This window comes from Nocardioides sp. NPDC058538 (assembly GCF_042719275.1).
Lineage (GTDB): Bacteria > Actinomycetota > Actinomycetes > Propionibacteriales > Nocardioidaceae > Nocardioides.
Genome location: NZ_JBHXNY010000004.1, coordinates 98,455 through 116,650 on the forward strand (window position 1 = coordinate 98,455; position 18,196 = coordinate 116,650).

The 18,196-nt window shown below is 68.5% G+C and carries 20 protein-coding genes; 3 read left to right on the forward strand and 17 right to left on the reverse strand.

Annotated elements, in window-relative coordinates:
• Positions 1-136: 136 nt before the first annotated feature.
• The 14 genes from ACFWQC_RS05220 to ACFWQC_RS05285 form a co-directional block, all read right to left on the reverse strand.
• Entirely contained in the window at positions 137-925 is a 789-nt protein-coding gene (locus tag ACFWQC_RS05220) for a glucose 1-dehydrogenase (RefSeq protein ID WP_378674047.1), read from the reverse strand.
• Positions 925-1,812, reverse strand: a complete 888-nt coding sequence (locus tag ACFWQC_RS05225; RefSeq protein WP_378674050.1) for an SDR family oxidoreductase — start codon at positions 1,810-1,812, stop codon at positions 925-927. The genes ACFWQC_RS05220 and ACFWQC_RS05225 overlap by 1 nt, the downstream gene beginning before the upstream one ends.
• A 6-nt stretch (positions 1,813-1,818) precedes the next feature.
• Positions 1,819-2,013, reverse strand: a complete 195-nt coding sequence (locus ACFWQC_RS05230) for a ferredoxin (protein WP_378674053.1) — start codon at positions 2,011-2,013, stop codon at positions 1,819-1,821.
• Positions 2,014-2,047: 34 nt separating this feature from the next.
• Positions 2,048-2,524, reverse strand: coding sequence for a pyridoxamine 5'-phosphate oxidase family protein (locus ACFWQC_RS05235; protein ID WP_378674056.1), 477 nt, complete (start codon positions 2,522-2,524; stop codon positions 2,048-2,050).
• A gap of 110 nt (positions 2,525-2,634) precedes the next feature.
• Positions 2,635-3,498 (reverse strand): hypothetical protein, encoded by an 864-nt coding sequence (locus ACFWQC_RS05240; protein WP_378674059.1) that lies wholly within the window; start codon positions 3,496-3,498, stop codon positions 2,635-2,637.
• Entirely contained in the window at positions 3,498-4,085 is a 588-nt protein-coding gene (locus ACFWQC_RS05245) for a hypothetical protein (protein WP_378674062.1), read from the reverse strand. Before ACFWQC_RS05245 ends, ACFWQC_RS05240 begins: the two co-directional genes overlap by 1 nt.
• 5 nt (positions 4,086-4,090) lie before the next feature.
• Positions 4,091-5,368, reverse strand: coding sequence for an MCE family protein (locus ACFWQC_RS05250; RefSeq protein WP_378674065.1), 1,278 nt, complete (start codon positions 5,366-5,368; stop codon positions 4,091-4,093).
• Positions 5,368-6,723 carry an MCE family protein gene (locus ACFWQC_RS05255; RefSeq protein ID WP_378674068.1) on the reverse strand — a complete coding sequence of 452 codons (1,356 nt, stop codon included), beginning with the start codon at positions 6,721-6,723 and terminating at the stop codon, positions 5,368-5,370. Before ACFWQC_RS05255 ends, ACFWQC_RS05250 begins: the two co-directional genes overlap by 1 nt.
• Positions 6,720-7,970, reverse strand: coding sequence for an MCE family protein (locus ACFWQC_RS05260; RefSeq protein WP_378674071.1), 1,251 nt, complete (start codon positions 7,968-7,970; stop codon positions 6,720-6,722). Before ACFWQC_RS05260 ends, ACFWQC_RS05255 begins: the two co-directional genes overlap by 4 nt.
• The gene (locus tag ACFWQC_RS05265; RefSeq protein ID WP_378674074.1) at positions 7,967-8,956 is read right to left on the reverse strand and encodes an MCE family protein; all 990 of its coding nucleotides are present in this window, start codon (positions 8,954-8,956) and stop codon (positions 7,967-7,969) included. The genes ACFWQC_RS05260 and ACFWQC_RS05265 overlap by 4 nt, the downstream gene beginning before the upstream one ends.
• Positions 8,956-10,056: an MCE family protein gene (locus ACFWQC_RS05270; RefSeq protein ID WP_378674077.1), complete on the reverse strand. Its 1,101-nt coding sequence runs from the start codon at positions 10,054-10,056 to the stop codon at positions 8,956-8,958. The genes ACFWQC_RS05265 and ACFWQC_RS05270 overlap by 1 nt, the downstream gene beginning before the upstream one ends.
• Positions 10,053-11,195 carry an MCE family protein gene (locus ACFWQC_RS05275; protein ID WP_378674080.1) on the reverse strand — a complete coding sequence of 381 codons (1,143 nt, stop codon included), beginning with the start codon at positions 11,193-11,195 and terminating at the stop codon, positions 10,053-10,055. The genes ACFWQC_RS05270 and ACFWQC_RS05275 overlap by 4 nt, the downstream gene beginning before the upstream one ends.
• Before the next feature lie 13 nt (positions 11,196-11,208).
• A complete protein-coding gene (locus tag ACFWQC_RS05280; protein ID WP_378674083.1) occupies positions 11,209-12,051 on the reverse strand; it encodes an MlaE family ABC transporter permease in 843 nt (280 codons plus the stop codon).
• 7 nt (positions 12,052-12,058) lie between these two features.
• Positions 12,059-12,790, reverse strand: a complete 732-nt coding sequence (locus ACFWQC_RS05285; protein ID WP_378674480.1) for an MlaE family ABC transporter permease — start codon at positions 12,788-12,790, stop codon at positions 12,059-12,061.
• A gap of 377 nt (positions 12,791-13,167) precedes the next feature.
• On the opposite strand from ACFWQC_RS05285, the gene ACFWQC_RS05290 reads away from it, so the two are divergent.
• Entirely contained in the window at positions 13,168-14,418 is a 1,251-nt protein-coding gene (locus ACFWQC_RS05290) for a phosphatidylserine/phosphatidylglycerophosphate/cardiolipin synthase family protein (protein ID WP_378674085.1), read from the forward strand.
• 41 nt (positions 14,419-14,459) lie between these two features.
• On the opposite strand, the gene ACFWQC_RS05295 is transcribed toward ACFWQC_RS05290, so the two are convergent.
• The 3 genes from ACFWQC_RS05295 to ACFWQC_RS05305 are packed head-to-tail and all read right to left on the reverse strand — an operon-like array spanning position 14,460 to position 15,993.
• Complete coding sequence (locus ACFWQC_RS05295; RefSeq protein ID WP_378674088.1) at positions 14,460-15,365, reverse strand: DNA-3-methyladenine glycosylase family protein; 906 nt, start codon at positions 15,363-15,365, stop codon at positions 14,460-14,462.
• Entirely contained in the window at positions 15,362-15,589 is a 228-nt protein-coding gene (locus ACFWQC_RS05300) for a hypothetical protein (RefSeq protein WP_378674091.1), read from the reverse strand. Before ACFWQC_RS05300 ends, ACFWQC_RS05295 begins: the two co-directional genes overlap by 4 nt.
• Positions 15,586-15,993 (reverse strand): MarR family winged helix-turn-helix transcriptional regulator, encoded by a 408-nt coding sequence (locus ACFWQC_RS05305; RefSeq protein ID WP_378674094.1) that lies wholly within the window; start codon positions 15,991-15,993, stop codon positions 15,586-15,588. Before ACFWQC_RS05305 ends, ACFWQC_RS05300 begins: the two co-directional genes overlap by 4 nt.
• A 70-nt stretch (positions 15,994-16,063) precedes the next feature.
• On the opposite strand from ACFWQC_RS05305, the gene ACFWQC_RS05310 reads away from it, so the two are divergent.
• Together ACFWQC_RS05310 and ACFWQC_RS05315 are read left to right on the forward strand one after the other, a co-directional pair.
• Positions 16,064-16,630: a TIGR03086 family metal-binding protein gene (locus tag ACFWQC_RS05310; RefSeq protein ID WP_378674096.1), complete on the forward strand. Its 567-nt coding sequence runs from the start codon at positions 16,064-16,066 to the stop codon at positions 16,628-16,630.
• A gap of 41 nt (positions 16,631-16,671) precedes the next feature.
• Positions 16,672-18,177, forward strand: a complete 1,506-nt coding sequence (locus ACFWQC_RS05315; RefSeq protein ID WP_378674098.1) for an ATP-dependent DNA ligase — start codon at positions 16,672-16,674, stop codon at positions 18,175-18,177.
• Positions 18,178-18,196 lie beyond the last annotated feature (19 nt).

The following is an 18,196-nucleotide window of genomic DNA, read 5'->3' on the forward strand; positions in this document are numbered from 1 at the left end:
GGCGGTACACCCGCCTCCGGCGGGCCCAACCCACCCCCCCGCGGCCCCCCCCCCCGCGGCCGGGGGGCCCCCGGCGGTGCCGTCTCGGCCGACGTACGTGACGCCTCGACCGACGGGGGTGACGCCTCGGCTGGGGTCAGCCGCCGAAGGCGTGGGTTGCGGTGGCGCCGCCGTCGATGGCGATCTCGGCGCCGGTGACGAAGCCGGACTCGTCGGAGGCCAGGTAGACGTAAAGGGGCGCGATGTCCGCGGGGTGGCCGACACGCTTGAGAGCGACCTTCGAGGCGCCGAACTCCATGGCGGCATCATCGGCGCCGACACCGCGGGTCATGGAGGTGTCGATCATCCCGGGATGGACGGAGTTGACCCGGATGCCGCTGGGGCCGAGCTCGAGGGCGGCGGCCTTGGTCATGCCGCGGATGGCGAACTTGGTGGAGGTGTAGCCGGCCACGAACGCCATCCCGGCCAGGCCCTCGATCGAGGAGGCGTTGATGATCGAGCCGCCGCCGTTGTCCTTCATGGTCGAGATCACCGAGCGCATCCCGAGGAAGCAGCCGAGGGTGTTGACCCGCCACAGCAGCTCGAACTCCTCGACCGGCTGGGTCAGGATCTCGCCGAAGCGGAGGATGCCGGCGTTGTTGGCAAGGATGCTGACCGGGCCGTACGCAGCGGTGGTCTCGGCCACCAGCGAGGTCCAGGACTCCTCCGAGCTCACGTCGTGGTGCACGAAGAGCGCGGACTCCCCCAGCTCCTCGGCGAGCAGCTTGCCGGGCTCGTCGGCGACGTCGGCGATGACCACCTTCGCGCCCTCGGAGACGAAGGCGCTCGCGATGGCGGCCCCTTGTCCTTGCGCGCCACCGGTCACGATCGCGATCTTCCCGTCGAGGCGGAGCCCTCGACATCCAGCATCGTCGAGACGTGCCATCACTGCTCCTTGTCGTCCTTCAGCTTGAGCTGCATGATCGAGTCGGCCGAGAACCCGGCCGCGGGGTCACGGTCGGCGAACCAGCCGCCGACCTGCTTGTCGAGCGAGTCCTGGTCCCAGGCGGCGTTGTCGAAGCGCTCGGCCACCGTGGGCGGCGCGAGGACGGCGATCATCCCGCCGTAGACGACGAAGACCTGCCCGGTGATCGCGGCGGCCGCCGGCGAGGCGAGGTAGGTGACCAGCGGCGCGACGTGCTCGGGCCCGTAGGAGTCGCCCGAGAGCACACCCTCGGTCATCGCGGTCGCGGCCCGCGGGCAGATCGCGTTGGCGCGTACGCCGGAACGGCCCATCGAGCGCGCCGTCGACATCGTCAGCGCGGTGATCCCGGCCTTCGCGGCACCGTAGTTGGCCTGTCCGGGAGGTCCGGACAGGAACGCCTCCGAGGAGGTGTTCACCACCGCGGCGTCCACCGGTGCGCCCGTCGACTTCGCCACCGAGCGCCAGTGCGCCGAAGCGTTGCGGGTCAGCAGGAAGTGGCCACGGAGGTGGATGCGTACGACGAGGTCGAACTCCTCGTCGGACATGTTGAAGAGCATCTTGTCGCGGGTGATGCCCGCGTTGTTGACCACGATGTCGAGCCCGCCGAGGCCGTCGACCGCGGCAGCCATCATCGCGTCGGCGGTGGCACGCTCGCTCACGTCGCCGGCCGCGATCACCGCCTCACCACCGAAGCCGCGGATCTCCTCGGCCGTCTCCTCGGCCGCACCAGGCAGGTCGTTGAGCACCACCCGGGCCCCGGCCCGGGCCAGCGCGACGGCCTCGGCACGCCCGAGACCCGCTCCGGCGCCCGTGACGATCGCCCGCTTGCCATCCAGATCAACGCTCACGTGGTGCTACTCCTCGATCCTCAGGGCCGCCTTGGGGCAGCCGGCCACGGCCTGCTCGACGCGGTCGCGGTTCTCGTCGGTCACCGTCGGGTCCTCGATCTGCAGGTAGTCGTCGTCATCGATCTCGAACACGTCGGGAGCGAAGGCCTCGCACATCCCGTTGGACTCGCACAGGTCGAAGTCCGCGATCACCTTTGCCATGTCGGTCTCCTTTGTCCCTTCGCCATCATTGAACTCAGCCTTGGCCGGGCAGCGCACCCAGCTTGCGGTGGTCCCAGCTTGCGATCTTGTCGGGCTCGATGACGATGCCGACGCGCTTGTGCGCCTGCTTCGAGACCAGGTCCTCGCCGAGCTCACCCAGGTCGGCTCCACCGGCCATCCGGGTCATCACCCGCGACCCGATGCGCTTGATCTCGTCGTAGTCCTCGACGAGTCTCGCCCGCCCGGTGATGCTCACCCCGCGCAGCTCGAAGTAGTCGACGCCGTCCTCGACCAGGCAGGTGACCCGCGGGTCACGCCGCAGATTGCGGACCTTCTGCGATGACCCGTAGGTCCAGAAGACGATCTGGCCCTCGTCGAGCACGTAGAACAGCGTGGTCAGGTGCGGAGCCCCGTCGGGACCGACGGTCGCGACCTGCACCTTCATCTGCGAGCCGAGGAAGTCCTCGATCTCGGCCTCGGTCAGCTGTACGGACTGGCGGGAGCCGGCCATGTGCCCTCCTCGAGCAGAAAAACTAGAACACGTTCTACCATATCAGGGTGGAGCGACCCCGAGACGGGGTCTCATGGTGAGACTAGGCCCCGCCTCGGGCTCCGCTTCGACTAGGAGGCGGCCTTCATCTCGGAGATCAGCCAGCCGCCGTCGCCCTTCACCAGCGTCAGCACCTCCCAGGTCGGGCTGACCACGGTGTTCTTCGTCTTCGGCGCGGTCGCGCTCTGGTTGACGAAGAGCAGCACCTTCGCCGACTCCTCGGTCGCCGAGATGATGGAGGCAGCACAGTCCTCGTCGACGCAGGCCTTGCCCTCCTCGGCGGCCTTCGCACCCTCCTCGGAGAGCGGCGCCACCTCGGCGTCGACCTTGATGCCGAGGTCAGCCTGCTCCTCGCGCTTGTCCTCGCCGGGCAGCGTCTTCTCGTAGTCCTTCTGCATCGCCGGCGTCATCAGCTTCTTCGCTGCCGCGATGTCCTTCTCCGCGCTGGCGGCCTGGTACGACATCACCGTCTGCGCCAAGTCGACCGAGTGCTCCATGATCGCCGCCCGGGACCCGGCCGCGGTCAGCTCCCTGCTCGGCGACACATCGTCGTTCGACGCCATGTCGATGGCCAGCCACAGCAGACCACCGGCCACCAGGAGGAGTACGCCGAGAACGGCCGTCAGCACCCGGCTGCCGTCACCCAGCCACCGCTCGGCGAGCCCGGTGCGCTCCTCGAAATCTCCCTCACCCTCAACCTCAGCTTGAGGCTCCATCTCGGTCTCGTCGGCCCCGGAGTCCACCGCAGAGGCCTCGCCCTCCTCCGGAGCAGCGACCTCGTCGCGTACGTCCTGGTCCTTCTGCTCCTCGGCAGGAGGAAGCAGGTCGGACCCGCAGTAACGGCACTTGATCGCGGCGGCCTTGATCGTCTCCGCGCAGAAAGGGCACTCCTTCTGGCCGGTGGAGACCGATCCGTTCGCTCGTACGCCTGTCATCAGTTGACTCCTGCCAGGTCGGACATGCGCCATCCGTCCTTCGTCTTGGCCAGCGACACCTTGAAGCGGTACTTCGAGCACCGCGCACCCTCGTAGGGGCAGGTGTCGCTCTTCTTCAGCTCAGCGGTCTGGCTGCTGGTGACGACCGAGTCCACGGCGACCAGCACGACCGCCTTCTTCGACCCGATCGCACGGATGCCGACCTGCTTGACCTTGCCCTTGGAGATGGTCTGTGCGGGGATCGCGGCCTGCCGGATCTGCTCGGCGATGGCGGTGTACTCCTTGCCGAAGGTGCCGGTGGAGATCTCCTTGACGGCCTGGATCCTCGGATCCATGTCGCGGTAGTCGACATCGAGGAAGGCGATCACGCCGTCCTCGGCGACCGCCTTCACCTCGTCGTATTCGGCGGCCGCGGCCTCGGCGGGCGTCGTCCAGGGCAGCACTCGGGCGCCGCCGATGAAGACGGCCGCGGCCAGCACCACCAGGATCACCACCACCGCCGCGAGCACGGTGTTGACCCGCCCCAGTCTGGCAACGGAGAGCCTGACATCGAGGGGGTTGTCGGCAGGGTCGGCAGGTTCAGGCACCGGACTCACTCCTCTCCCAGGATCATTGATCGCCAGGAGTCGTCGGACAGGGCGGAGACGAGGCCTCCGTCATCGGTCGGGGTGGACATCGTGACCGTCTTTCCATCGGGAAGCTTCGTGCGGCCGGTCTTCGGGTCGTAGGTCGTGACGTACTTCCCCACACCCTCCGGCTTCGGCACCATGTTGACGCCCCGCTGCATGATCGGGTTGTCGCCCTCGTAGCCGGGCTGGGCACGCTCGTCGGTGCACTTGGCCGGATAGAGCGGCTGGTCCTCCATCACGGTGCCGGGGATCCATTGGTCGGCGGGCTTGTAGCCCTCCTGGCACGGCGGTGTTGTGTAGACGAAGCCCATCGACAGGTGACCGTAGCCGTCGCCGGGCGAGCCGGTCCACCCTGTCGCCACGACGCGCGGGAAGGTCACCAGGGTCTGCTCGATCGCGGGCAGCCGGGCGGTGAGCACCTCGTTGACGGTGCTGAGGTTGGCCAGGAAGACCGGCAGGAGCGGCTGCAGACCGTCGAGCAGCGACTGCACCTGCACCGCGGTCGCCTCGCCGCCCTGCAGGATCTCGCGCAGCTCCGGGTCGCGCTTGTCCAGGGTCGCGGTGACCTCCTCGAGCCCGTCGGCGAACTCGCGGATGTCGCCGCTGTGCTCCTTCTGCGTCTGGAGCACGGTCTGGCTGGTGTTGAGGAGACGGATCGTTTCCTTCTGGTGCGCCGAGGCCTCGTCGACCAGCGTGGAGCCCGAGTCGAGCAGCGTACGCAGGTTCTCGGCGTTGCCGCGGAACAGCGTGCCGAGCTCGGCGACGACGGTGCTCAGGTCCTCGCCGTTGATCGAGGTGGTGAAGCTGTTGAGCTCGGTGAGCAGCTCGTCGGTGGTGCCGGGCATCGACTCCGGCCCGGCGGTCACGACGTCGCCCTCGGCGAGGTAGGGCCCGGCGGCCGAGTCGGGGATGAAGTTGATGTACTGCTCCCCCACCGCCGAGAGGTTGTGCACCTCCACCTCGGCGTCCCGCGGAACCTCGGTGCCGGGGTCGAGCTCCAGCTCGGCGCGTACGCCCTCGTCGGTGACGGTCATCGACGCGACCCGGCCGATGCCGACGCCGCGGTAGTTGACCTCGCTGCCCTCGTAGAGGCCACCTGACGCCGGCAGGTCGACCGACACGTCCACGTGGCGGCCCAGGACCCGGTCGACGAGGCCGAGGTAGGCGGCCGAGACGTAGAAGATCCCGACCGCGGCGAGGATGAGGAAGATGACCAGCTTGTTCCGGACGCTCCGTGTCATCAGCTACCGCCTCCCAGCAGTCCGAGGAGGCCGGCCAGGCCTCCGGTCGTCGGCTCGGCCGTCGGCGACTCGGTCTCGGTCGGGCCCGAGAGACCCTCGGCGATCTCCGGCACCAGATCGTTGAGCCCCGGCGTCTTGGTAGAGGTCGAGCTTTTCGGCAGCAGGTCGGAGATGTCGGGCAGCTTCGGCGTCTTCTCGCCCGGCTTCGCCGCGGTGTCCTCCTTGCCGACCACCGAGCAGACCAGCTGCAGGTTGGTCAGGTCGCACAGCGCCTTGGCCAGCGGCTGGATCGCCTCGCAGCCCTTGGAGTAGGACAGGCAGATCTGGAAGACCTGCGGGAGGATGCCGCTGGACTTGCCGTTGGTGAGGCTGCCGACCAGCTTGCCGAGGTCGAGGTCCATGTGGAACAGCGCGTTGGAGTAGTCACCCATCGCCAGCCCGGAGGCGTTCTCGGGGAACGGGAAGCTGGCCGCCATCATCAGGCCGCGCGGCAGCGAGTCACCGGCGTCGGCGAGCTCACGCAGCGTCGGTGCCAGCTCGTCGAGCGCGGTGGTCAGGTTGGCGCCGCTCTGGTTGATCACCCGGGTCGCGACGACGCCCAGCTTGTCGAGCGACTTCATCATCTTCAGCAGGTCGGCGTGCTGCTGGCGGAGCACCTCCAGCGCCGGACCGAAGGAGTCGATCGCGGCCTCGATCGACTTGGACTCCTTGTTGAGGGTGCGGGTCAGCCGGTCGACCTGCTCCATCGCCTTGATGATGGAGCCCTTCTGCTGGTTGAGCGAGGCGACCGTGGTCTCCAGGTTGCCCAGCAGCGCGCGCATGTCGCCAGTGCGCCCGTCCATCATGGTGTTGAGCTCGTCGCTGATCGTCTTCAGCTGCCCGACGCCGCCTCCTGCCAGCAGGAAGGAGAGCGCTCCGAGCACCTCCTCGACCTCGGGGTTGCGGTTGGTGCGTTCGAGCCCGATGGTGGCGCCGTCGCCCAGCTTCCCGGCGCTGGCGATGGTGGACCCCTCGGGCGCCACCAGGGCGATGTACTTCTCGCCGAGCAGGCTGGTCTGGCGTACGTTGGCCAGCGCGTCGGCCGGGAGCTCGATGTTCTTGCGCAGCGTCATGGTGACCTTCGCGTGCCAGCCCTCCCGCTCGACCTTGTCGACCTGGCCGACAGGTACGTCGTTGGCCATCACCTTGGTGCGCGGCACCACGTCGACGACGTCGTTGAACTCCGCGGTGACGACGTAGCCGTCACCCTCGCCGACCTCCTTGCCGGGAAGCGGCAGGTCATAGGCCTGTACGCCGCACCCGCTCGCCACCGCGACGATGCCGAGCATGGCGATGACTGCCCATGAGCGCTTCATTTCTTGCCTCCCGACATCAGGTCCTGGAGCGAGCCGCTGAGCTCGGTGATGCCACCCTGGGTGACCACCTCGGGCTCCACCTCCGGCTGCTTGGACTGGGTGCCGGTGTCGAGCGGCAGCCCGGTGGCGGTGTCGCGGTCGGTGGGGGCGCTGGCATCGGTGAGCGCCTTGCCGGCCGGTGCGGTCGACCCGGTCGGCAGCAGCGCCTTGAACAGGGCGCAGATCTCCTTGGCCCCCGGGATCTTGTCGTTCTCCACGACCATGCACAGGATGTTGGACAGATCAGAGCCGATCGGCCCGACCTGCAGCCGGAAGCCGACCGAGCCCGACGCCGGGTCGAAGGACTCCGCCAGGTTGCCGATCCCGAGCGGCGCCAGGTCGATGACGGTGCCGAGGGTCTCCTTCTCCTTGGCCAAGATGTTGAGCGTCTTGTTGAGCTCCTTCACGTCGCCGACCAGGGCGTCGCGGTTGTTCTCGACGAAGGACTTCGTCACCTTGACCGCCTGCGCGATCGCGGCGAGCGCCTGGTCGAGCTCGTCGCTCTCCCCTGCCAGCTGGGTGGAGACGGTCCCGAGGTCGGTCAGGAACTTCTCGGTGGTGTCGTCGTTGCGGGCCAGCGTCCGGGTGACCTCGGAGAGCTGGGAGAGGGTGCTGAAGAGCTGCTCGGAGTTGCCGCCGAGCACCTGCGCCGCCTCGGACATGTCGGCGATCGCCTGGTTGCCGATCTTGCCGTTGCCCTCCAGGGCGTCGGCGCCCTCACGCAGGACGTCGCTCAGCGCGCCGTTCTTGTTGGCGCCGTTGGGTCCCAGCGCAGTGGTGAGCTCGGAGAGGCTGGCGTAGATGCGGTCGAGCTCGACCGGGACCGCCGTACGCTCGATCGGGATCGCCCCGCCGTCGGCCATGGCCGGCCCTCCGGTGTAGGCCGGGGTCAGCTGCACGAACCGGTCGGCGACCAGCGTCGGGGTGACGATCGCCGCCTTCACGTCCTTGGGGAGCTTGTAGTCGCTCTCGTACTCGATCACCGCGTCCACGTGGTCGCCCTTCGGCTCCAGCGAGGTGACCTTGCCGACCTTGACGCCCATGATGACCACGTCGGAGCCCTCATAGACGCTCACCGCCTGGGGGAAGCTGACGGTCACCATCTTGGTGTCGGGCGCGGCGACCTCGGAGACGAGCAGCAGCCCGCACATCACCACCAGCGCGATCGGCAACGCGGCCCACTTTCGGCCCCAGAAGTTCTTTGTCATTCCACGATCCCTGGTCGTCGTCCGGGCACGAACTCGCCGCTCACGATGCCGGTCAGGTTGGCGAGGTAGGCGTCGAACCAGGGGCCGGTGCCGATGATGTTGATCAGGATCGACGCGTACGGCCCGTAGTTCTGGATGGTCTTGGTCAGGTCCTCGTCGCGGGCGTTGAGGAACTTCAGCGCCTGGTTGAGCGCGTCCAGCGCGGGCCCGATCTGCTTCTGATTCTCCTTCACCAGGGCCTGCAGCTGCTCGGCCAGGGCGGTGGCGTTGACCAGCAGCTGGTGGATCGCCTGCCGGCGTTGGATGAGCTCGGCGAAGACCTGGTCGCCGTTCTCCATCACGCTGACGATGTCCTGCTTGCGCTGGTTGACGAGCTGGACAACCTTCTCGGCGTCCTCCAGCAGCGACTCCAGCTCGTCGCCGCGGGCGGCGATCGTCTGGGAGAGCGCGGCGATGCCCTGGAAGGCGCCCTGCACCTCGGGCCCGGCCTTGTCGAGCGTGCCCGACATCGTGGTCAGCGCCTTGGCCAGCTGCGGGGTGTCGATCGCCTCGGTCGTCTCGGCGAGATCGCCGAAGGTGCCGACGATGTCGCTGCCGGCGCTGGTGCGGGCCAGCGGGATCTTCGAGCCGGCATCGAGCATGCGGCCGCCCTGCGGAGTGATGTCGAGGTATTTCTCCCCCAGCAGGTTGAGCACGCCGATCGAGGCCTCGCTGCGATGGCCGATCTCGGTGCCCTCGACCGAGAAGGAGACGACCACCTTTGCGCCCTCGATCTCGATGTCGCTGACCCGGCCGACCCGGATGCCGGCGATCTCCACCCGGTTGCCCACGTGCAGGCCGCTGGTGTCGGAGAACTCGGCCTGGTAGGTGGTGCCGGAGAACCACGGCAGCTTGCGCAGGTTGAACGCCGCGGTCAGCGCCAGCGCGATCGCCACGATCGTGATCACGCCGGTGCGCTTGAGCTGGGTGTCGCTGTGATGTGCCATCAGAGCTTGCACCTCTCTGCGCGGCTGTAGAAGGCCACGTTGTCGAGCTGCTTCTGGATCGCCTTGACGGCGGGTGAGTTGTCGAGCAGCTCACCGAGCGAGGGCAGCTTGATCGAGAAGTCGAGGTCGCAGAGGTAGTAGTTGTACCAGGAGCCGTAGCTGCCGATCCGCGCCTGCGACTCGAGGGTCTCCGGGAGCCGCTCGAGCGTCTTGTCGAGCAGCTTCTGGTTGCCCGGCTTGTTGAGGATGTCCACCACCCGCTTGAGCTGCTTGATGTCCTCCTTGAGGAACGGGCGTACGTCGGTGAGCAACCCGGCCAACTCGTCGGTGAGGTCGCCGATCGAGGAGATCGAGTCGCCGATCGCCTCCTTGTCGCGCGCCAGGTCCTTCATCCAGCCGCTGAGCTGCTGGATGAGCTCAGCCAGCTCGGTGTGGTGCTCGTTGACGGTGTTGAGCGTCTTGGAGAGGTTGGTGATCACGTCGCCGATCAGCTGGTCGCGCTCGGCGAGCGCACTGGTCAGCTCGGCCGTCTCCGAGAGGAGGCTGGCGACCGTGCCACCCTCCCCCTGAAGCACCCGGATCAGGTTGAGGGAGAGCTTGTTGACGTCCTTGGGCTGCAGCGCCTGGAAGAGCGGCTGGAAGCCGTTGAAGAGCTCGGTCAGGTCGAGCGCCGGGGTGGTGTTGGCCATCGCGATGGCCTGCCCCTGCCGCAACGGGCTCGCATCCGCTCCGGCGTCCTTTGCACCGGCGTCCTGGGTCAGCGCCAGGTAGCGGTCGCCGACGAGGTTCAGGTAGCGCACCTGGGCGCCGCTGGCGGTCGTCAGCGGCACCGTCCTGTCGACCCGGAAGGTGACCATCGCGTGGTCGCCGTCCTCGATCTCGACGGCGCGCACCTCCCCCACGGTGATGCCGGCGACGCGTACGTCGTCTCCCTCGCTCAGGCCCGAGGCGGTCGTGAACTCGGCCCGGTAGGGCACCCGGTCGCCGAAGCCGACGTTGCCCATGATCGAGGCCAGGGTGCCGGTGACGATGATCGAGAGGACGGTGAAGATGACCAGCTTGGTCCCGGCCGCCGCGGTCTTCAGATCGCGCTTGTTCACTGCAGACCCCCGTTCCCGGGTGCCCACGGGACGTCCTCGGTGCCGTTCTCCAGCTCGTTCGGGCCGGCCGGCACCTGCGGGTTCGGCAGGCCGTCGCACCACGGGCCGTGGCCGATCTCGCCCCATTCGGGGCGGTCGTCACGGCCGTACGCCGGCTTCTGGGTGCCGTCGAGGACCATGGTCTGGCGCACGCGGTTCTGCTGGAAGACAGTCGCCAGCAGCTCGGTGTAGTCGTCGAGGCCCTTGAGCAGGCAGGTGTACTCCGGTGAGTAGTCGGAGAGCAGCTTGAGCAGCGGGACCGCCAGCTCGGTCTCGTACCTGATCGCCTTCTCGTTCTCGGCGAGCAGGTTCTTGGAGGTGTCGGCGACTCCGGTCACGGAGGTCAGCAGGCCGCCCAGACGGGCGCGCTGCTCGGTGACGGTGTTGGCGGTGGTCGTGGTGTTCTCGAGGACCTTGACCAGGTCGGGCGCGGCCATGGAGTAGGTCTCGGCGACGTCGGCCATGTCCTCGAGATCGCGTTCGAGTGTGGGGAGGTGGACGTTCATCTCTTCGAGGTAGTCGTTGAGCTGGACCATGGTCTCGCCGAGCTTCTCCCCGTTGCCGGAGAGCGCAGTGGCGAGGGCGTGCAGGGTGCTGTTGAGGTCCTGGGGACGGATCGACTTCAGCAGCGGGAAGAGCCGGGCCAGGATCACGTCGAGCTCGACGCTGGTGCGGACCCGGTCGGCGGGGATCACGGTGCCGTCGCTCAGCGCGCCGGTGCGCTCCCCCTCGGGGTCGATGAACTCGACGTACTTCTGCCCGAACAGCGTCGTCGGCTTGATCGCGACGCTGACGTTGGCGGGGATCTGCTCGGCCTGCTCCGGCTCCAGACCGAGCTCGATGACGGCCTTCTTGCCGTCCTGGTCGATCTCGCGGATCTGGCCGACGATCACGCCGTGCATGCGTACGTCGCCATAGCGAGGCAGCTGCAGGCCGGCCCGGTCGGCCTCGACGCTGACGGTGGTGAACTGCACGAACGCCTTCTGGTAGATCGCGATGCACAGCGTGATCAGCAGGGCGAGGGTCACCGTGAAGGCGATCCCGGAGACGAAGAGCTTGGTGTGTTCGGCGCGGGTGTCGCGCTGGATGCCCATCAACATCTGGCTGCCCACCTCATCCCGTGATCCGGACCGTGGTCGTCGAGCCCCAGATCGCGAAGCTCAGGAAGAAGTCCGCGACGACGACGGTGACGATGGACGTACGGATCGCCTTGCCGACCGCGATGCCGACCCCGGCCGGGCCGCCGGAGGCGGTGTAGCCGTAGTAGCAGTGGATCAGGATGATCGCGACCGCGAGGATGATCAGCTTCAGGAAGCTGTAGAGGATGTCGATCGGTGGCAGGAACGCCAGGAAGTAGTGGTCGTACGTCCCGCCCGACTGCCCGTACATCAGCGTCGTGATCAGCCGCGGGCTGAGGTAGGAGGCGCACAGGGCGACGATGTAGAGCGGGATGACGGCCAGGAACCCGGCGATCATCCGGGTGGTGACCAGGTAGGGAAGGCTCGGTACGCCCATCGCCTCGAGGGCGTCGATCTCCTCGCTGATGCGCATGGCGCCCAGGCGGGCCGTGTAGCCGCAGCCGACGGTCGCGGCCAGCGCGATCGCGGAGATCAGCGGGGCGACCTCGCGGGTGTTGAAGAAGGCCGAGATGAAGGCGGAGAACTTCGCGACGCCGATCTGGCTCAGGCTGGCGTAGCCCTGGATGCCGACCTCGGACCCGGCGAAGAAGGCCATGAACGCGATCACGCCGACCGTGCCGGCGATCATCGTCAGGCCGCCGGCACCGAAGGCGACCTCGGCCAGGATGTTGAGCACCTCCCGCTTGTAGCGGCGGATGGTGCGGGGCGCCCAGGCCAGGGCCTTGACGTAGAAGAGCAGCTGGTCGCCATAGCCCTCGACGGCATGGCGCTGCTCCTTGACGATCTGGTTGCCCACCTGGGCAATCGTGTTGGTCACCGGGGGATCACAACCCGTCCTGAGGAACGATCTGGAAGTAGACAGCGGTCATGATGGAGTTGAGGACGAACAGCATCATGAACGCGATGATCACGGCCTCGTTGACCGCTCGGCCGACGCCGCTGGGACCACCCTGGGCGTTGAGGCCGTTGTAGGCGCCGATGATCGCTGCCAAGAACCCGAACAGGGCCGACTTGACCATCGAGATGTAGAGGTCGGGAAGGCTGGCCAGCGCGGTGAAGCTCGACAGGAACGCACCGGCCGAGCCGCCCTGGATGATCACGGTGAAGAAGTAGCCGCCACCGATGCCGGTCGCGATCACGATCCCGTTGATCATCACCGAGACGAACAGGCACGCGAGGACCCGCGGGATCACCAGCCGGATCACCGGGTCGATGCCCAGCACCTCCATCGCGTCGATCTCCTCACGGATCTTGCGCGATCCCATGTCGGAGCAGATCGCCGACCCGGCGGCCCCGGCGATGATCAGCGCGGCCGCCATCGGCGCCGCCTCCCTGACCACCGCGAGCACCGCCGTCGCCCCCGCGAACGACTGCGCTCCGAGCTGGCCGGCGAGGTTGCCGACCTGCAGCGAGATGACCGCCCCGAACGGGATCGAGACCAGCACCGCGGGCAGCAACGTGACGCTCGTGATGAACCAGGCCTGCTCGAGGAACTCCCGCATCTGGAACTTGGTAGTGAACGTCCCCTTGACGACCTCTCCGGTCATCAGGCCCATCCCGCCGACACCTCGGACCAGCGATGCGAACTGCACTGCCATCCTTCACCTTTCGCGTGGTCTTGTGACTCGGCTCACGTTTCAAGCCTGTAGTAGAACATGTTTCAGTTCTGAGGGCAACGACCCGCCGCGACATGCCCGGGAACAGGGTGGGAGGTATTCCTGCACAACGACTTACCGGCCGGTAGGTGACGCGGATCACAGGATCCACCACCCCTGCGCCACGGTCGGAGAAGGCCTGCTCTCGCATGCCGGGTCTGAACGTGCGATCGCACCCGCCGGAGCCCTCGACGGGGCCAGAAGTCCGCACCGGTGTGTCTCGCCGCGCCGAGCCAGTTAGATTGGGGACTGTGATGAGACTGTCGCCGGGGGGCGTCATGAGGTTCCTACGCCGCCTGCTCCTCGCCGTCTTCGGCGTGCCGGTGGCGCTGGCTGTCGTGATGAGCCTCGTTGACGGCTACCGCACCCGAGGAAAGCGCGGCCTCAGGGGCAAGCCGTTCCCGGTGACGCCACCGCTGACCAACAGCGTCGGCGACGGCACGGTCACCACCTACACGTTCGGCAACGACCTCTACGAGGACATGATCGCCGCCATCGACGGCGCGAAGAAGCAGATCTTCCTCGAGACGTACATCTGGAAGGGCGACGAGGTCGGCCAGCGGTTCAAGCAGGCGCTGGCCTCGGCGACGGAACGAGGCGTCGACGTCTACTGCATCTACGACGAGCTCGCCAACCTCGTGGTGCCCTCCCGGTTCAAGCGCTTCCCCGAGGGGATGCACGTCCTGCGCTATCCCACCTACGCGGCGGGGTGGCGCTTCTTCGACCTCTCCCGCTACGGACGCGACCACCGCAAGATCCTGGTCGTCGACGACACGGTCGGGTTCGTCGGCGGCTACAACATCGGGACCGCGTACGCCACCGAGTGGCGCGACACGCACGTGCGCATCACCGGCCCCGGTGTATGGGACCTGCGGCGCGCCTTCGCCGACTTCTGGAACCTCAACCGGCGGCGGCCGCACCCGCTGACCCACAGCAACGGCACCGAGGGGCCGCTGCTCATCGAGACCGCACCGTCGTGGGAACCCGATCTCCGGTTCCACCGCAACGTGCCCCGGTTGTGGATGTTCCCGATCCGGTCGATGTACCTGGAGGCGATCAACCGGGCCTCCCGCAACATCTACCTGACCACCGCCTACTTCGTCCCTGACGAGGACTTCGTGGACGCGCTCAAGGCCGCGGCGCAGCGCGGGGTCGACGTACGCATCCTGCTGCCGCTGAAGTCGAACCACATCGTCGTCGACTGGATCTCGCGCGGCTACTTCTCCCAGCTGCTCGGTTCAGGAGTGCGGATCCTGCGGTTCAAGGACGCGATGATCCACGCCAAGACCGCCACCGTCGACGGCTTCTGGTCGACGGTCGGCACCGCCAACATCGACCGGCTCTCGCTGACCGGCAACTACGAGATCAACCTGGAGATCTTCGACCGCGACGTCGCCAAGCAGATGGAGGAGATCTTCTCCCGCGACGAGTCCAACGCGATCGAGCTGACCGCCGACGAGTGGGCCTCCCGCGAGATCCACCGCAAGTTCACCGAGCTGGTCCTGACCCCCCTACGCCCCCTGCTCTGACGCGCGGGCCTGTCGAGTCGACTCGGCAGTAAATCAGGTGGTCAAGAAGGCAGATGCGTCCGCGGCGACATCCTCGGCCCCCGGCGAGGCCGCTTCCCGGCACCTCGATAGATGAGCGCGACCACGCGAGCACGATGCGGGCGAAAGGCTTCCAGATAGTCGCGAAGCCGGTCGTCGTCCCAGGCCTCGTTGGTCAGCGCCCAGCCGACGTCCTTGGCCAGGTGGTAGTCGCCGAAGCTGACCGCGTCCGGGTCGCCGAGCGCGCGCTGGCGCACCTCGGCGACGGTCCACTCGCCGATGCCCGGGATGGTGGTGAGTCGCCGCTCGACCTCCTCACCCGGGAGACCGGCGGTCCGCTCGACCGCTTTCGCGACCCGGGCGGCCTGGAGGACGGCCTTGGACCGGGCCGGATCGACCGGCAGGCGCAGCCAGTCCCAGCTGGGGATGGTCCGGAGCGTCTCGGGTGTCGGCTGCAGGCGCAGCCCGTGGTCGGCGCCCGGGCCGGGGGCGACCTCACCGAAGCGCCTGACCAGGTTGCCGAAGCCGCGGAACGCCTCGTTACTGGTCACCTTCTGCTCGATGATCGAGGGCACCAGCGCCTCCATCACCAGTCCCGTACGCCCGAAGCGTGGCACCTCGAAGCGCTCCAGCAGGCCCGCGAGCAGCGGGTCGTCGGCATGGAACTTCTCGGGGCGGTCGCCCGCACCCAGCAGTCCGGGGACATGCTCCAGCGCCCACTCCGCGCCCTCTCCCCAGGCCTCGGACTCCACCTCGGCGTCGCGCTGGCGCAGCCTGAGCGTGGCGGGGCCCTGTGGCGTACGGATGGCTCGCCAGTGATCCTCGCCGAGGATCTTGTACGTCGGGTCGCCCAGCCCACGCCGAAGCGGCCGCAGCATCGAGGCGAGGCCGACGGCGTAGCCGGGACGGACCGTCCGCTGCGCGCTCATATCCCGAGGTTAGCCCGCGGGAAGACCCGGCTGGTGGTCAGATGGGTCGCCCGGCCGGCGGGGTCGCGGCCGGTGAAGCCGAAGACCCGGTGTACGCCGTGGAGCGCGTGGGCGATGACCAGGCCGTCCGGGAGCACTCCGACAGCCGCCGAGGGCACGCGGTGCCGGGCCAGCAGAGCGGGCAGCGCTTCCAGGAGCCAGGCTTGGGCGGCGGCGAGCGTCATCGGGCGAGGGCCGTCAATGCGCGCTCGAACGCCGCCCGGTCGGCCGGGTCGAGATCGGCCAGCAGCTCGGTCTCCATGGCGCCGATGGCGTCGCGGCAGCTGCGGAGGACCCGAGAGCCGGCCGGGGTCAGGGACACGATCCGGTTGCGGCGGTCGGCCGGGTCGGGCTCGCGCTCGACCATGCCCTGGGCCTCGAGGCGGTCCAGGTTGCCGATCAGGCGCGTCTTGTCGCGGCCGGTCGTGGCGGCGAGCTGCGCCTGGGTGGGTGCATCCGAGTCGGCCAGCGCGCTCAGCACCGCGTAGTCCCACATCTCCAGCCCCGCGGCGTCGAGGATCGGCTTCTCGCGGGCCATCACCTCGCGCATCAGACGGGACAGCAGGAAGCCGAGCTCGGGTCGATCCACCGCAGAATCCTAACCGCTCGACTTATCATCTACGTCTGCTTACGATCTACGTATGCTTACTTTTACGGAGATGCTCACTGCCTACGACCGCGCCCTAGACGACATCACGGTGCTGGCTTCCGGGGCCGGCGATCTGACGGCGCCCACCCCGTGCGCGGGGTGGGACCTCGCGGACCTGTTCGGCCACATGGTCGGACAGAACCTCGGCTTCACCATCGCGGTCGCCGACGGCGACGCGCCGGTGGGTGCGTACGAGTCCGTGCCGGTCGTCGGCGACGACGTCGCTCGGACGTGGCAGGACTCGGCCACCCGGGTTCGGAACGCGTTCGGCACCGCCGACCCGGAGGCGACGATCCACCTCGCCGAGTTCGGCTTCCACCCGACCGTCACGGTCGCACTGGGCATGCAGCTCCTCGACGCCGCCGTGCACGCCTGGGACGTTGCGACGGCACTCGGGCAGACCTACCGGCCGACCGACGCCACTGTCACCGTCGTCCTCGACATGGCCCGGCAGATCGCTGCGAGACCGGGTGGGACACCGGTGTTCGCCGCACCGCTCGCCGCGGGCGGAGAAGACCCTTGGGGCGACGCGCTGCGCCTTCTCGGTCGCGATCCGAACCAGGCGGCGGCCGCCTGACGTTCCTGGGAACTGTCGGTGGTGTGATGTTCACTGGAGGCATGCTGCTCGCCGACATCGTCTCCACCTCGAACGCCGTCGCCGCGACCCGGTCGCGGAAGGCGAAGGTCGCCGCGCTGGCGGAGTGCCTCGGCGCAGCAACGCGCAACGAGCTGCCGGTGGTGACCGCCTACCTCGCCGGCACGCTGCTGCAGCGACGTACGGGGCTGGGGTGGCGCTCGCTCACCACACTCCCCTCGCCCGAGGCCGAGGCGACGCTCACGGTGAGCGACGTGCACGAGGCGTTCGAGCGGATGTCGCTGCTGGCGGGCTCAGGATCGCAGGTCGCCCGGGCCGCCGAGGCCGAGACGCTCTTCGGCGCGGCGACCACGGCGGAACAGGTGTGGCTGCGAGGCGTGGTCACCGGCGAGGTACGCCAAGGGGCGCTCGACTCGCTGGTGCAGGAGGCGCTCGCGGTGGCCGCCGGGGTGCCGTTGCCCGCCGTACGCCGCGCCGCGATGCTGGCCGGCTCGACCGTGGTGGTCGCCGGGCTGGCCTTCGACGGCGAAGAGGCACTCGCCGAGGTCGGCCTGGTGGTGGGGCGGCCCGCACTGCCGATGCTCGCCTCGTCGGCGGGCTCGGTCGAGGAGGCGATGGCCAAGCTCGGCGAGGCGGTCGTGGTCGACACGAAGCTCGACGGCATCCGGATCCAGGCCCACAAGTCGGGCTCGGAGGTACGCATCGCGACCCGCACCCTGGAGGACATCACCGCGCGGCTGCCCGAGGTGGCGGAGATCGTCGCCTCCTTCCCGGCCGACACGCTGGTGCTGGACGGCGAGGCCATGACGCTCGGTCCCGACGGGCGGCCGCGGCCGTTCCAGGAGACCGCCTCCCGCACCGCGACCCGGTCGGCGGCGGACACGGTCGTCGCGCCGTACTTCTTCGACATCCTCCACGTCGACGGCCGCGACCTCATCGACCTGGCGCTCGACCAGCGCCTCACCGAGCTCGACCGGGTCGTCCCCGAGCGGCATCGGGCGCCGCGGCTGGTCACCGTGGACACCGAGGAGGCGGAGCGGTTCGCCACCGACGTACTCGCCGCCGGCCACGAGGGCGTCGTCGTCAAGGGGGTCGGCCTGCCCTGGGAGGCGGGGCGGCGCGGCTCGGGCTGGATCAAGGTCAAGCCCGTCCACACCCTCGACCTGGTCGTCATCGGCATCGAGTGGGGCTCGGGACGTCGCAAGGGCTGGCTCTCCAACATCCACCTCGGCGCCCGGGGCGCCGACGGCGAGTTCGTGATGATCGGCAAGACGTTCAAGGGCATGACCGACCAGATGCTGGCGTGGCAGACCGAGCGTTTCACCGAGCTCGCCGTCGGGGGCACCGACGACTGGCAGGTGAAGGTCCGCCCCGAGCAGGTGGTCGAGATCGCCTTCGACGGGGTGCAGCGCTCGACGCGCTACCCGGGCGGCGTCGCGCTGCGGTTCGCGCGGGTCGTGCGCTACCGCGACGACAAGACAGCCGCCGATGCCGACACGATCGACACCGTCAGAATGTATCTTCAGTGACCTGATCGGGATACCGGGT

Excerpts from the sequence above, each read along its gene's own strand:
- ACFWQC_RS05265 (WP_378674074.1), bottom strand. The coding sequence starts at position 8,956 with ATGGCACATCACAGCGACACCCAGCTCAAGCGCACCGGCGTGATCACG.
- ACFWQC_RS05300 (WP_378674091.1), bottom strand. The coding sequence starts at position 15,589 with ATGACGCTCGCCGCCGCCCAAGCCTGGCTCCTGGAAGCGCTGCCCGCT.
- ACFWQC_RS05310 (WP_378674096.1), top strand. The coding sequence starts at position 16,064 with ATGCTCACTGCCTACGACCGCGCCCTAGACGACATCACGGTGCTGGCT.
- ACFWQC_RS05230 (WP_378674053.1), bottom strand. The coding sequence starts at position 2,013 with ATGGCAAAGGTGATCGCGGACTTCGACCTGTGCGAGTCCAACGGGATG.
- ACFWQC_RS05220 (WP_378674047.1), bottom strand. The coding sequence starts at position 925 with ATGGCACGTCTCGACGATGCTGGATGTCGAGGGCTCCGCCTCGACGGG.
- ACFWQC_RS05275 (WP_378674080.1), bottom strand. The coding sequence starts at position 11,195 with ATGTTGATGGGCATCCAGCGCGACACCCGCGCCGAACACACCAAGCTC.
- ACFWQC_RS05240 (WP_378674059.1), bottom strand. The coding sequence starts at position 3,498 with ATGACAGGCGTACGAGCGAACGGATCGGTCTCCACCGGCCAGAAGGAG.
- ACFWQC_RS05290 (WP_378674085.1), top strand. The coding sequence starts at position 13,168 with ATGAGGTTCCTACGCCGCCTGCTCCTCGCCGTCTTCGGCGTGCCGGTG.
- ACFWQC_RS05285 (WP_378674480.1), bottom strand. The coding sequence starts at position 12,790 with ATGGGCCTGATGACCGGAGAGGTCGTCAAGGGGACGTTCACTACCAAG.
- ACFWQC_RS05295 (WP_378674088.1), bottom strand. The coding sequence starts at position 15,365 with ATGAGCGCGCAGCGGACGGTCCGTCCCGGCTACGCCGTCGGCCTCGCC.
- ACFWQC_RS05260 (WP_378674071.1), bottom strand. The coding sequence starts at position 7,970 with ATGACAAAGAACTTCTGGGGCCGAAAGTGGGCCGCGTTGCCGATCGCG.
- ACFWQC_RS05250 (WP_378674065.1), bottom strand. The coding sequence starts at position 5,368 with ATGACACGGAGCGTCCGGAACAAGCTGGTCATCTTCCTCATCCTCGCC.
- ACFWQC_RS05255 (WP_378674068.1), bottom strand. The coding sequence starts at position 6,723 with ATGAAGCGCTCATGGGCAGTCATCGCCATGCTCGGCATCGTCGCGGTG.
- ACFWQC_RS05315 (WP_378674098.1), top strand. The coding sequence starts at position 16,672 with ATGCTGCTCGCCGACATCGTCTCCACCTCGAACGCCGTCGCCGCGACC.
- ACFWQC_RS05235 (WP_378674056.1), bottom strand. The coding sequence starts at position 2,524 with ATGGCCGGCTCCCGCCAGTCCGTACAGCTGACCGAGGCCGAGATCGAG.